Raw genomic sequence first — 12,730 nt, forward strand, 5'->3', positions numbered from 1 at the left:
AATCGAGGTAAGGTGGGGGCATGCGCGAGGTGTGGCACCCACCGGCCGACGAGATCACCCTGGCCGGGGTGATGCACGCCCTGTCCGACCCGGCGCGCCTGCACATCCTCGGCCGGATCGCGCAGGCCGAGGACGGCGAGCCGTGCTCCGACCTCGCCGAGGACATCGCCCTGCACAAGTCGACGGTGTCGCACCACTACCGGGTGCTGCGCGAGGCGGGCCTGACCCGCACCGAGGTGGATGGCCGGTCCCGGGTGATCCGGCTGCGCCAGGACGACCTGGACAAGCGGTTCCCCGGCCTGCTGCCCGCGGTCCTGGCGGCGATCGATGTCTGAGTGGGACGTCGAGGGCGTCGAGTTGGACGCCTATTTCAAGCGCATCGGCTACGACGGCCCGCGCGAGGCGACCTTGCCGGTGCTCACCGCGCTGCACCGAGCCCACACCGGCACGATCCCGTTCGAGAACCTCGACATCCTGCTCGGCCGGCCCATCGAGGTCGACGTGCCCGCGCTGCAGGAAAAGCTCGTCGCCAAGCGCCGCGGCGGCTACTGCTTCGAGCACAACATGCTCTTCTCCGCCGTGCTGGCGACGCTGGGGTTCGAGGTGCGCCGCCTGCTCGGCCGCGTCCGGATGGGCCACGACGAGTACTGGTCCCGTACCCACATGGTGCTCGTGGTCACTGTGGACGGACGGGAGTGGTTGGCGGACACGGGTTTCGGCGGCAACGGCTTGCGCGAACCGATCCCGTTCGCCGAAGCCGAGTCCGAACAGGACGGCCGCAAGCTGAGCCTCGTCCGCCACGGCGATCCACAGTGGATCCTGCGAGTGGGTCGGCCTGCGGGCTGGTTCGACCTGTACGGCTTCGACGAGTTCCCGCAGCACCCGATCGACGTGGTGGTGGGCAACCACTACACGTCGACGAGCCCGCGTTCGCCGTTCACCAAGCGGTTCGTGGTGGAACGACAGCAGGACGGCACCTGCCGCACACTCGCGGGGCGCACCTTGATCCTCACCGCCCCGGACGGCACCGTGACCGAACACCCGGTCCCGCTCGATGACATCGGCACCGTCCTGAGCACGGACTACGGGATCGAGCTGAGCGCCGAGGGCCTGGCCGCGGTGCGCGCGGCGGCCGAGCGGGTTGGCCGCTGAGGGACCGCCTCGGCCGGTCGGCAGACCTCGCCAACCTCCTAGCGCCGCTAGCTTTCCTAGCAGCGCTAGGTTCGGTGTGGCTGTGCGGCTTTTGCAGGGTTGCTAGCACTGCTAGGAGATCTAGCGCTGCTAGCTTTGTCCCCCGTGGCGGCGATCGACGATTTCTAGCAGTGCTAGGTCTGCTGCGCCGGCGGCTGGCCGCGATTTCTAGCCATGCTAGGTTTTGCTCCCGCGCGCGACTTGCTAGCGGTGCTAGATTTTCTAGCGGTGCTAGGTTTGGTGCGGCGGATAGTGGACCGAGGGGATCGGCATCAGGGCGGCGTCCTCGACGGGAGGGGCGAGGCCGTCTCGCTGAGTGGCCAACCCCATCCTGAGCCGCCGAGCCGAAGCCGCTGAACCGATCGGCCGCTGACGAAACCGGGTCGGTAGTCGGGGTTAGGCTCATCCCATGTCGTCCTCGTCTTCCGCGCCCGCACCCGACGCGGGCCTGCTGCGCAGCCGTCTCGACCGGGTCCGTGCGGCCGCCGCCGACGCCGGCGCGTCCGCCTTGGTGATCACGCCGGGCTCCGACCTGCGGTACCTGCTCGGCGCCGTCGGCAGCTCCTTCGAGCGCCTCACCTGCCTTGTGCTCGGCCAAGGCGACCCGACCCTCGTCGTGCCCAAGCTCGAAGCGCCCGGCTACGACCACCTCCCGCTCGCCGACCTCGGCGTCCGAGTGGCGACCTGGGCCGACGGCGAGGACCCGTACGCACTGGCCGCGAGCGCCGCCGGCAACGGCAACACCGTCGCCATCTCCGACTTCACCCCGGCCTTGCACGTGCTCGGCCTGCGTGGCGCGCTGCCGAACGCGGTCCAGTCGCTCGCCGGCCCGGTGCTGCGTGAGCTGCGGATGCGCAAGGACGCCGCCGAGATCGACTCGCTCGCCGAGGCGGGCGCCGCGATCGACCGGGTGCACGCGCGGGTGGGCGAGTGGCTGCGCCCCGGCCGCACCGAGGCGGAGGTCGGCGCGGACATCGCCGCCGCAATCGTGGAAGAGGGGCACGCGGTGGCCGAGTTCGTCATCGTCGGCTCCGGCCCGAACGGCGCGAGCCCGCACCACGCCCTGTCCGACCGCGTGATCGAGCGCGGCGACGTCGTGGTCGTCGACATCGGCGGCCCGGTCGCCGCGGGCTACTGCTCGGACTCCACCCGCACCTACTCGGTCGGTGCCCCGCGCGACGCCGACGTCAAGGACACCTACGCGGTGCTGCAGGCCGCACAGGCCGCCGCGGTGCAGGCGGTCAAGCCGGGCGTCACCGCGCAGGAGATCGACGCCGCCGCCCGCAAGGTGATCGCGGACGCGGGCTTCGGCGACTACTTCATCCACCGCACCGGGCACGGCATCGGCCTCGACGTGCACGAGGAGCCGTACATCATGGACGGCAACGCGTTGCCGCTCGAACCGGGCATGGCGTTCAGCGTCGAGCCGGGCATCTACCAGCCGGGCCGCTGGGGCGCGCGGATCGAGGACATCGTGGTGGTCACCGAGGACGGCGTCCGGTCGCTGAACAACCGGCCGCACGAGTTGGTCGAGCTCGACGGATGAGGCTCCTCGAGCCAAGACCAGGTCGCGGGGCGGACCGATGACCGGTGCCGCCGGGGATCTCGAGCCGACCGACTCGGCGATCGTGCGTGAGCTCGCGGCCAACGGCCGGTGCAGCTTCACCGACCTCGCCGAGCGGGTCGGCCTGAGCGTGTCCGCGGTGCACCAGCGGGTGCGCCGGCTCGAGCAGCGCGGCGTGATCCGCGGGTACGGCGCGCGGTTGTCCTGCGAGGCGGTCGGGTTGCCGCTGACCGCGTTGATCTCGCTGACCCCGATCGACCCGGCCGCACCCGACGACTACCCGCAGCGGCTCGAGCACATCCCGCAGATCGAGTCGTGCTACTCGGTGGCGGGCGACGAGTCCTATGTGCTCCTCGTGCGGGTGGGTACGCCGGCGGAGTTGGAGGAGTTGCTGCGCCGCATCCGGGAGTCCGCGAAGGTGTCGACGCGGACCACCGTCGTGTTGTCGACCCCTTACGAGGGGCGGGTTCCGGCCCTCTAGGCTGTGCGGATCATCCCGAGTTTGGAGTGCGCGTGGACGAGCCGATCCGGGCAAGCAAGGACAACCCGTTCCGTCCGGTCGCGGAGATCGACGAGTCGGTGCCGAGCGTCGCGCGGGTCTACGACTACGCGCTCGGCGGCTCGCACAACTTCGCGGTCGACCGCGCGCTCGCGGAGCGCGTGTTCAAGGTCGTGCCGGGCTACCGCGACTTCGCCCACGCCAACCGGTCGTTCCTGCGCCGGTCGGTGCTGTGGTTGCGCGAGCACGGCATCCACCAGTTCATCGACCTCGGCTCCGGCATCCCGACGGTCGGCAACGTCCACGAGATCGCGCCCGACGCCAAGATCGTCTACGTCGACCGGGACCTGATCGCGGTCACGCACAGCCACATGATCCTGCGCGGGCACGACAACGCGATCGTGTTGCAGGCCGAGGCCAGCGACATCGACGGCATCCTCGGCCACGAGGACGTGCGCGACCTGCTGGACCTGTCCCAGCCGGTCGGCCTGCTCACCGTCGCGGTGCTGCACTTCATGAGCGACGACGACGACCCGGCGGGGGTGCTCGCCGGCTACCACGACGCGCTCGCACCGGGCAGCATGCTGGCCATGTCGCACGCCTCCGGCGACGACCTGAAGCCGGACATGACGGCGGCGGCGGTGTCCGAGTTCAAGCTGGGCAGTGTGTCGGTGACGCCGCGCACGGCCGACGAGGTCGAGGGGCTGCTCGGCCCGTGGCGCGCGGTCGAGCCGGGCCTGGTGCGGTTGGACGAGTGGCACCCGGAGGTCGAGCCGCCGGCGCAACGCAAGTCGAGCCACGGGTATGCCGTGGTCGCCGAAAGCACCCGCTAGCGCCCGCTGGCACCTGCTCAGTCGCTGGCGTCGTCCACTTCGCCGACCGACACCGACTCCACACCGTCCAGTTCGGACAGTGTGGCCGCCAGGTCCGTCGGCTGGCCGGGCCCGACCACGCGCAACGACAAGTCGATCAGGTGCTCGTCGGGGTGGCGCCGCTGCGTCGACGCCTCCGCCACCACGTAACCGGCGCCCGTCGCCCCGGCCAGCACGTCGCGCAGCACGCCCCGCCCGTCGAGGTAGCTCAACCGCAGCACCGTCGAGCGGGGCCGGGTCCGGGTGAACAACTGGATCAGCGGCGGATAGCCGTACACCACGAGGAAGTGCGCCGCGGTCACGAACACCGCCAGCACCGGCAACCCCGCCGCGCACGCGCACCCGACCGCCGCGGTCACCCACACGACCGCGGCCGTGGTCAGCCCGCGCACCACGTCGCGGCGCACGAAGATCAGCCCGCCGCCGATGAAGCCGAGCCCGGAGACGATCTGCGCGGCCACGCGCGACGGGTCGAGGGTGACGTGCTCGCTCAGCACGTCGGTGAACCCGTACTTGCTGATCAGGAAGAACAGCGCCGACCCGAGTCCGACCAGGGTGTGGGTGCGCAGCCCGGCGCTCTTCTGCCGGATCTCGCGTTCCAGCCCGATCAGCGACGACAAGACCAGTGCGGCGGCCAGTTCCCCGAGCTGGGCCCAGCCCTGCCCGGTGGGCTCGCCGAATGCGGCGACGTTCATCGAGACCATTATGGACCGGGCGCGGCCACGGGGGCCGCGTGCAGGTCCCCGTCCGGGCCGCTGCGGCAGCTGGCGGCCGGTTCGACACCGTCGAGGAATTCCCGTTCGCAGCGGCCGATCTGCGCGTGCCCGGCGGCGTTGGGGTGGAACGACTCCTGCAAGGCGTGCGCCGCGCGCTGATCGGACTGCAAGTCCGTCCACTGCACGGCAAGGCGCCGGAACCACTCCTTCTTCTGGTCGGTGTTCGAGCACGCCTCGTGCCCCACGCCGGCCTGCGAGAGGTCCAGGAACCGCACCCCGGCCTGCCGTGCGGCCAGCCGCAGGCCGTCGGTCAGCACCGGCACGGCCTTCGAGTGCACCCACGCGAGATCCTCGCGGCGCAGCGGGCAGCCGGACAGGTTGCGCAACGGCTCCAACACGTTCACCGCCACCGGCGACGCGTAGGACTGCAGCACCAACTGGTAGTCGGTGTTCTGGTACCCGGCACCGGCCATCGCGGTGCGGATGTCGCGGATCGCGCGCACGACCTTCGGCACCATCGCGTCGACGCGGCCCTGCCAGACCGGGCCGACGGTCTGGGCGCAGCCGAGGCGGTTCGGGGTCAGGTAGGACTGGATGCAGTCGTCCAGCACGTGGGAAAACGAAGGGTCGTCGTTCGCGCCGATCGCGAGCACGATGGCCACGACACGGTGCGTGGTGGCGAGATCTCGCAACCGCGCGGCCTGTGAGGGCTCCGTGTACTGCTTGGTGTCGCCGAGTTCGACCTGCCCCGACGGCGCGCCCGAGCACGCCAGGTTGATCGCTTGCGGCGCGGTCGGCAGCTTCACCTGCAGGATCGACGCGTGCGGGGACCGGTGGCACCAGTCGCCGCCCTTGCCGTTGGTGGCCGGGTCGTAGTCGGCGGCGCCCTCGCCGGACATGGTGGAGTCGCCCATCCCGACCACGACCCGCGGCGCGTTCTCCGGGGGACCCGGTGGCACCGGCGCCGGGGCGCCCACCACCAGGAACAGCGACAACAGCACGACGACGGCCAGCACCACACCGAGCGCCGACCACCGCAGGATTCGCATCACACGCAGTCTATGTGATCACGATCCCGCCGGTGGCCGCCAAGTCCTGATGCCCATCCCCGCCGAACCCGGGTGTGTCCCACAGTCGCGCGGGGTGTGTCCCACAGTCGCGTGGGGTGAGTCCCACGGTCGCGCGGGGTGTGTTCCACACCTGGGTTGGCCTGAGTGTGGGACACACCCGACCTAAGTGGGGGACACACCCAGCCGGAGTGGGGGACACGCCCGCTGAGATCAGGCCGCCACGATCCGACCGCCCGCCAACGCAAGCGTGCGGTCCGCGCGTTCGTGCACCTCGTCGTGGTGGGTGGCCACCAGCACCGTGGCGCCTTCCTCGGCGGCGTCACGCAGCAGGCGCAGCACCGGGCCGATGCTGTCGTGGTCCAGGTGCGCGGTGGGCTCGTCGGCCAGCAACACGGCCGGTCCGCCCGACAACGCCCGGGCCAGCGCCGCGCGCTGCTGCTGGCCGTAGGAGATCTCGTTGGGATACCGGTCGCCGAGGGTGCCGATGCCCAGGCGCCCCAACAGATCCGCGACGCGGTCGGTCACCGCGGCCTCCGACGGGCGCGGCCGGTTCAGCCGCAACGGCAGGGCCACGTTCTCCGCCACGGTCAGCTCGCCGGCCAGGCCCAACGCCTGCGGCAGCACCGCGCACCGCTGCCACGGCGGCGGCGACACGACCGGCTCTCCGCAGATCAGCACCGAACCCGAGTCCGGCTGGTCGAACCCGCACAGGATGGAGAACAGCGCGCTCTTGCCGGACCCGGACCGCCCGGAAACGGTCACGAACTCCCCAGGCGACACCGAGAGGTCGACCCCGCGCAGGACTTCGACCGGGCCGTTGTCGTGCTGGAAGGTGCGGGTCACCCCGCTGGCCGTGACGGTCATTCGAGCTCCCCGTTGTGCAGGCGGATGATCCGGTCGGCCAGCGGCATCAGGCGGTCGTCGTGCGACGCCACCACGATGGTGATGCCCGAGCGGCCCAGTGCGGTGATCGTCTCCAGGACGAGGTCGGCCGACGCACTGTCCAATTGGGACGTCGGCTCGTCGGCCAGGATCACCGAGGCACCCTTGGCCAGCCCGCACCCGAAGGCCAGCCGCTGCTGCTGCCCACCGGACAACGCGGTGATCCGCCAGTCCGCCGTCCCCGGCAAACCCAGCTGTTCCAACACTTCCTGGGTCCGGTCGGGCTGCCCGGCGGCCTGCGCCGCCGCCTTGAGGTTCGCGCCGACCGAGAGGTGGTCGAGCAGGTTGTCGGTCGGCGCCTGGAACACCGTGGCCAGGTCGGTGCGCCGCAACGCACGGCGTTTGCGTTGCCCGAGCCCGCCGACCTCGGTGCCCCGGAACCACACCTTGCCCGCGGTCGGACGGTCGATCAGGCCGAGCACTCGCAGCATCGTGGACTTGCCCGACCCGGACGGTCCGGCCAGGCACGTGATGCCGCCGGCCGCGATGTCCACGGTGATGCCTTGGATCGCCGTGACGACGCCGGCGGGCGTGCGGTAGTCAACCTGCACGCCGCTCAGCCGGTACAGGGCGTCGGACGTCGGCTCGAGGAACTCGTCGGTGAACAGGTCTTCAGCCACGGATCAGCTCTCCCACGTGGGCGGTGCGCACCGAGCGCACCGCGGTCCAGCTGACCATCGCCACGACCGCGGCGGTGACCAGGTAGATGACCAGCACGAGCGGTGCCATGTCGGGGATGGACGCGACGGGCCGCAGCCACGGCGCCGGATCGAACAACGGCACCGACACGCCGGTGGTGATCAACCCGGCCGCGCAACCGGCCGTTGTGGACAGTCCGGCCAGCGTGCCCAGCTCCAGCACGTGGCTCGCCGTCAACGTCCGGCGCCGCAGGCCCATCCGGGTGGCGAGCGCGCCGGACACCGCGTTCTGCCTGCGCCGCACCTCGACCGCCAGCACCAGGGCGACGGCCGCGACCACGGCGAGCACCATGCCCAGTGCGGCGACGAACGTGAACGTCCACGTGACGGTCAGGAACGGCAGCCCGTCCAGCGCCTTGGTCACCGTTTGCGAGTAGTAGTGCGGGATCCCGGCCTGGTCCAGGTCCGCGTTCAGCCGGTCCAGCGGCAGGCTCGACCACAGCTGGAAGCTGACCAGGTCGTGGATGTCGGGCACGGCCGAGCGGGTCATGATGTAGCCGGTCTTGGTGCCCAGGAACGGGAACGACCCGACGCTCGCGGTGGTCTGGACCTTCCCGGCGTAGGGGATGTCGATGGTCCCGGCCGGTGCGTGCGCGTTGCGGATGGCCTGCCCCGGGCCCAGGCTCGCGAGCATGCGCTGGACCTCGCCCGCGTCGCGGTCGCCGAGCCAGGCGCCCTGCGTGAACGTGGCCGGGTCGACGACCAGGACAGTGCGCTGCGGTTCCTGCAGCAGCCCGACGACCGTGCTGTGCTCGGCCACGTCCTTGGGCAGCGTGCTCGGGTCCCGGCCGGTCTCGGCGGCAATGTTGACCGAGGAGTTCGCGCCGACCAGCAGGCCGGACTTGGTCTCCAGCGCCTGCTGCTGCGCATCGGCGATGCCGGAGCCGACGGTGAGCGTGCCCACCGCGAGGATGCCGACCAGCAGGATGCCGATGGCCGAGCCGGTCGCGGCGGCGAGCCGGCGCATGGCCAGGTGCCCGGCGGGCCAGCGCCACATGCTTCGCTTGTGCGACAACGCAAGGCCCCAGCGGGTGAGCCGGGTCAGCAGGAGCGCGACCGTCACCACGACGAGCAACGGGAACGCGAGGCCGGTCGCGTCGGTTTCGATCAGCGCGCTGCCGGGCCGCGGCGTCTGCGGCCGGCTGTCCAGCCGCAGCCACGCCAGGAACGCGAGCACCGCGGTGATCAGCTCCCACGGCACGAACCGCAGCACCTTGCCGAGCCGGGTCGTCGAACCCTTGCCCTGGAACAACTGCCGGGTGCGCAACGCGGTGGTCAGCCCGAGCACGACCAGCCCGGCCACGGTGATGGCCAGGACCAGCGCGATGGTCAGCGGGATGGTGCCGTCGGGCAGCGCACCCGGTGGGGCGTACCAGGATCGCAGCAACAATGCCGCTCCCGTGCCGAGTGCGCTGCCCAGCATCAGCGGCACGGCGAGTTCGAGCACCGAGCGGCCGCCGAGCGCGACCGGCCCTGAGCCGCGCGACCACAGCAGCCGCAACTCGGCCTGACGGCGCTGGCACCACTGCACGGCGACGGCGGCGAGCCCGATCAGGCCGACGATGAGGCTGATGATGGTCAGCGGCAACGTCGAGGCCCGCACCTTGGTCTGCGACTCCTTGGCCACCTCGACGGACTTGGCGAAGTAGTTGCCGTAGTTCAGGGTCCTGCTGTCGTAGTAGGTCGTGTTCGTCGGGACGTACACCGTCTTCATCCGGTCGATCAGCTGCTGACCGCGGCCGGTCGCGTCGCCGGCGGCGGCGACGGTGTCCGGCACAGGGGAGAGCTGGTAGTGGACCACGGTGAGGAACGCCGGGGTGTCGTCGGTCAGTGGCACCTTCGGCGGCGCCGTGCCTACGGTGGCCACCGGCACGTCGATCTTCGCGAGGTCGCTCAGCCTGGGCACGAAGATCACGGCCGCGCTGCGCCCCTCACCGGCGAGCGCGTTGACCGTGACCTCCTCCTTCTCGGTGCACCAGAAGCCGGAGGAGGTGTCGGTGATGTCCTGGTAGATGGCGGTGACCGGGGGGAGCGTGCCGTACATGCCGCGATCGCCCAGCTTGACGTGCGCGGACTTGGCGAAGCTCTCGGGCACCCAGGTCCCGTTGCGGTCACCGCCCTGCAGCACCGTCAGGTGGTCATAGGCGCCGTCGCGGTACCCGATGCGGCCATAAGGGTGGATGCCGTTGAAGTCGACGTAGCCGACCCCGGTGTAGACCGAGGCGACCTGGTGGTCGAAGCCGAAGTTGCGGCCTTCGGTGCGTGCGGTGTCCAGCAGACGGGAGGTCTCGGGGTAGGTCATCCGCTGCAGGCGGAACGTGGGCGCCATGTTCTGTTCGCAGTTGCGGCCCACCTGGTAGGAGATCGCCGCGCTGCCGGCCGACGACGCGTGCAGCACGGCCGCACCGGCCACGAAGCTCAGCAACAGCGAGGCGACGACGGTGACGAGCACCGTGAGCGGGCTCGACAACGCCGCTCGTGGCGCGCGTCTCCAAGGCAACTGCATGGCTGCGGACCCTAGCGGCGCCTCGACCGGTCATCGGATGACTTTGGCTATATAGAAACCGTTCCGAAACTAACGATCGCCATTTCCGGGAAAATCTCACGCGCGCTGATCACGCGATCACGTTATGTGGTGACGCGGATCAGCTCACCGATGCGGGCGCCGCGCACCGAGCGCACCGCCGTCCAGCACACCAATCCGACCACGCACGCGGTCACCGCGTAGATCGTCAGCACCGTCGGCAGCATGTGCGGGATCGACGTGATCGGCCGCAGCCACGGCGCCGGGTCGAACAACGGCAACGACACCCCGGTGGTGATCAGCCCGGTCGCCAGCCCGGTGGTGGTGGCCAGCACCGCCAGCACCCCCAGTTCCAGCCCGTGGCTCGCCACCAACGTCCGCCGGGACAAGCCCATCCGCACGGCCAGCGCCCCCGACAGCGCGTTCTGCCGCCGTCGCACCTCCACCGCCAGCACCAGCGCCACCGCCGCCACGACGGCCAACACGAGACCGAGAGCCGCGACGAAGGTGAACGTCCACGTCACGGTCAGGAACGGCAACCCGTCCAGGGCCGTGTCCGCCGTGCGCGCCGAGTAGTGCGCGATGCCCGCCGCGTCGAGTTCCTGGCTCAACTGCGCCGCGGGCCGCGAGGACCACACCTCCCAGCGCCCGATCTCGCGCAGGTCCTTCACCGCGGTGCGCGGCACGACATAGCCGGGCCGGGTGCCGATGTACGGGAACGACGCGGTGTAGGCGACCGTGGCGACGTTGTCCTGGAAGGTGATCGGCACCTGCGGTCCCGCCAAGGACCGGTTCACCCGCAACGCGCGCCGGGAATCCCCTTCCTGCAACGCTTTCAGCGTCCCCCTCAGCTGGTCCGCGGCCTGGACGTCGAGCGCTGCCTGCTGGGTGAACGTCGCCGGATCGATCACGAGCAGGGTCCGCCCGGGCTCGTCGGAGATCCCGACGATGGTGGTGTTCGCGGGCAGCCTCGCCGGATCGACGCCCGTGTCCGCCGAGACCCGCACCGTCGAGTTCGCGCCGACCAACATGCCCGCCTTGCTGTTCAGGCCGTCCTGTTGCGCGCCCGCGATGCCGGACCCGACGGTCAGCGTGCCGACCGCGAGGATGCCGACGACCAGGACGCCCACCGCGGCGCCGCGCGCGGCGGCGAGCCTGCGCAGGGCCAGGTGACCGGCCGTCCACCGCCACCGGGCGCGGTGCGCGAGCGCCAGCCCGAGCCGCGCGAGCCGGGCCGCGACGAGGGCCGCGGTCAGCACCACCAGCAACGGGAACGCCAGCCCGGCCGGGTCGGCCTCGATGAGCACGTGACCCTGCGGCGGCGACGTCGGCCGCGGCACCATCCGCCGCCACGACAGGAACGCGAGCGCCGCGGTGATCAGCTCCCACGGCACGTACCGCGGCAACCGGGCGAGCCGGCGGGCCGCACCACGCCGCGTGGCGTCGAACACGCCCCGGCAGCGCAGCGCCACGGTGAGGGTGATGACGAGCAGCCCGGCGATCACGATCCCGGCCACGAGCAGCGCCGCCCACCGGTGACTGCCATCGGGAAGTGCGCCCGCGGGCGCGTACCAGCCGCGCAGCAGGTCCGCGAGCAGCAACCCGAGGGCGCCGCCGAGCACCAGCGGCGCGGCAAGCTCCAGCGCGGCCCGGCCGCCGAGCGCCGGCAACCCGGCGCCACGCGTCCACAGCAGGCGCAGTTCGGTGTGCCTGCGCTGGCACCACTGGACGGCGACGGCGGCGAGGCCGACGAGGCCGACCAGGAGGCTGATCGCGATCAGCGGGAGCGTCGAGTCCCGCACCTTCTGCTGGGCCTGCTCGGCGACCACGACGGGACGGTCGAACGCATCGGTCGCGGTGAAGCTCGCGTTGCCGAACTGGGCGACGACGATCCTGGACGCGTGCTTGCTCCGCGTCAGCAGGTCCCGCGCCTGCGCGAGCGTGCCCGGGGCCGGCCGCACCGGGTAGCGGGCGGTTGCGGTCAGCAGGGTGTCCTCGCTGACGAGGTGGTGCAAGGTGTCGATCGACGGTGTGAAGATGACCGGGCCCGTGCCGTCGCCGCTGAGCGGGGGGACGATCACCACCGGCCGTTCGGTGCACCAGAACTCGGGCGTGGCCGAGTCGCTGATGTCCTGGTAGATCGCGGTGACGGGCGGCAGTTGGCCGCCGAGACCGCGATCACCGAGCTTGACGTGCGCCGTCTGCGCGAAGCTGGCGGGCACCCACAGGCCGTCCCGCCCGCCGCCCTGCAGCACCTTGAGGTTGTCGAAGGCACCGTCGCGGTAGCCGAACCGGGCGTACGGCGCGATCCCGTGGTAGTCGACACGGCCCAGCGGCGCGTAGACCGCGCGGATCGTGTCGGTGAAGCCGTTCTTCGCACCTTCGTCGTGGGCGGTGTCCAGCATCGACTTCACGCTCGTGAACTCGGCGCCGCGCATCTCGTAGCCGGTCGCGAGGCTTTGCTGGCACAGCCGCGATTCCTGGTAGGCGACCGCCGCGCCAGCGGCCGATTCGGTGTGCAGAACGGCCGCTGCCGCGACGAAGCTCAACACCACGGCCGCGACCATCGTCACGAGCACCGTGAGCGGACCGGACAGCGCGGCCCGCGGGGCGCGTTTCCACGGCAACTGCATGCCGCCGGAGGCTAACGGCCA

At 71.2% G+C, this 12,730-nt stretch carries 11 protein-coding genes; 5 read left to right on the forward strand and 6 right to left on the reverse strand.

From position 1 onward, the window contains the following. Positions 1-20: 20 nt before the first annotated feature. From EV186_RS34765 to EV186_RS34785, 5 genes are all read left to right on the forward strand, one after another. Positions 21-335 (forward strand): ArsR/SmtB family transcription factor, encoded by a 315-nt coding sequence (locus tag EV186_RS34765; protein WP_133853733.1) that lies wholly within the window; start codon positions 21-23, stop codon positions 333-335. After that, positions 328-1,152 carry an arylamine N-acetyltransferase family protein gene (locus tag EV186_RS34770; protein ID WP_133853734.1) on the forward strand — a complete coding sequence of 275 codons (825 nt, stop codon included), beginning with the start codon at positions 328-330 and terminating at the stop codon, positions 1,150-1,152. Before EV186_RS34765 ends, EV186_RS34770 begins: the two co-directional genes overlap by 8 nt. A 448-nt stretch (positions 1,153-1,600) precedes the next feature. Then, on the forward strand, positions 1,601-2,737 hold the full coding sequence (locus EV186_RS34775) for a M24 family metallopeptidase (protein ID WP_133853735.1): 1,137 nt from the start codon (positions 1,601-1,603) through the stop codon (positions 2,735-2,737). Between the two features lie 37 nt (positions 2,738-2,774). Next, the gene (locus tag EV186_RS34780; protein ID WP_133853736.1) at positions 2,775-3,236 is read left to right on the forward strand and encodes an Lrp/AsnC family transcriptional regulator; all 462 of its coding nucleotides are present in this window, start codon (positions 2,775-2,777) and stop codon (positions 3,234-3,236) included. Between the two features lie 32 nt (positions 3,237-3,268). Next, positions 3,269-4,087 (forward strand): SAM-dependent methyltransferase, encoded by an 819-nt coding sequence (locus EV186_RS34785; protein ID WP_243754451.1) that lies wholly within the window; start codon positions 3,269-3,271, stop codon positions 4,085-4,087. Positions 4,088-4,104: 17 nt separating this feature from the next. Here EV186_RS34785 and EV186_RS34790 read toward each other — a convergent pair whose 3' ends face one another. The 6 genes from EV186_RS34790 to EV186_RS34815 all read right to left on the reverse strand — a co-directional run bounded on the left by EV186_RS34790 (position 4,105) and on the right by EV186_RS34815 (position 12,709). After that, a complete protein-coding gene (locus tag EV186_RS34790; protein WP_133853737.1) occupies positions 4,105-4,821 on the reverse strand; it encodes an MgtC/SapB family protein in 717 nt (238 codons plus the stop codon). Between the two features lie 8 nt (positions 4,822-4,829). Further along, on the reverse strand, positions 4,830-5,891 hold the full coding sequence (locus EV186_RS34795; RefSeq protein WP_133853738.1) for a GDSL-type esterase/lipase family protein: 1,062 nt from the start codon (positions 5,889-5,891) through the stop codon (positions 4,830-4,832). Between the two features lie 231 nt (positions 5,892-6,122). Next, the gene (locus EV186_RS34800; RefSeq protein ID WP_133853739.1) at positions 6,123-6,776 is read right to left on the reverse strand and encodes an ABC transporter ATP-binding protein; all 654 of its coding nucleotides are present in this window, start codon (positions 6,774-6,776) and stop codon (positions 6,123-6,125) included. After that, positions 6,773-7,474 carry an ABC transporter ATP-binding protein gene (locus tag EV186_RS34805; RefSeq protein WP_243754452.1) on the reverse strand — a complete coding sequence of 234 codons (702 nt, stop codon included), beginning with the start codon at positions 7,472-7,474 and terminating at the stop codon, positions 6,773-6,775. The genes EV186_RS34800 and EV186_RS34805 overlap by 4 nt, the downstream gene beginning before the upstream one ends. Further along, positions 7,467-10,058, reverse strand: coding sequence for an ABC transporter permease family protein (locus tag EV186_RS34810; RefSeq protein ID WP_133853740.1), 2,592 nt, complete (start codon positions 10,056-10,058; stop codon positions 7,467-7,469). Before EV186_RS34810 ends, EV186_RS34805 begins: the two co-directional genes overlap by 8 nt. A 122-nt stretch (positions 10,059-10,180) precedes the next feature. Further along, positions 10,181-12,709, reverse strand: coding sequence for an ABC transporter permease (locus EV186_RS34815; RefSeq protein WP_133853741.1), 2,529 nt, complete (start codon positions 12,707-12,709; stop codon positions 10,181-10,183). Positions 12,710-12,730: the final 21 nt, after the last annotated feature.

This window comes from Labedaea rhizosphaerae (assembly GCF_004362825.1).
Taxonomy (GTDB): Bacteria; Actinomycetota; Actinomycetes; order Mycobacteriales; family Pseudonocardiaceae; genus Labedaea; species Labedaea rhizosphaerae.

What these genes read in the sequence shown, in the direction of transcription:
- EV186_RS34790 (WP_133853737.1), bottom strand. Translation starts at nt 4,821, where the DNA reads ATGAACGTCGCCGCATTCGGCGAGCCCACCGGGCAGGGCTGGGCCCAG.
- EV186_RS34765 (WP_133853733.1), top strand. Translation starts at nt 21, where the DNA reads ATGCGCGAGGTGTGGCACCCACCGGCCGACGAGATCACCCTGGCCGGG.
- EV186_RS34795 (WP_133853738.1), bottom strand. Translation starts at nt 5,891, where the DNA reads ATGCGAATCCTGCGGTGGTCGGCGCTCGGTGTGGTGCTGGCCGTCGTC.
- EV186_RS34800 (WP_133853739.1), bottom strand. Translation starts at nt 6,776, where the DNA reads ATGACCGTCACGGCCAGCGGGGTGACCCGCACCTTCCAGCACGACAAC.
- EV186_RS34775 (WP_133853735.1), top strand. Translation starts at nt 1,601, where the DNA reads ATGTCGTCCTCGTCTTCCGCGCCCGCACCCGACGCGGGCCTGCTGCGC.
- EV186_RS34810 (WP_133853740.1), bottom strand. Translation starts at nt 10,058, where the DNA reads ATGCAGTTGCCTTGGAGACGCGCGCCACGAGCGGCGTTGTCGAGCCCG.
- EV186_RS34780 (WP_133853736.1), top strand. Translation starts at nt 2,775, where the DNA reads ATGACCGGTGCCGCCGGGGATCTCGAGCCGACCGACTCGGCGATCGTG.
- EV186_RS34770 (WP_133853734.1), top strand. Translation starts at nt 328, where the DNA reads ATGTCTGAGTGGGACGTCGAGGGCGTCGAGTTGGACGCCTATTTCAAG.
- EV186_RS34815 (WP_133853741.1), bottom strand. Translation starts at nt 12,709, where the DNA reads ATGCAGTTGCCGTGGAAACGCGCCCCGCGGGCCGCGCTGTCCGGTCCG.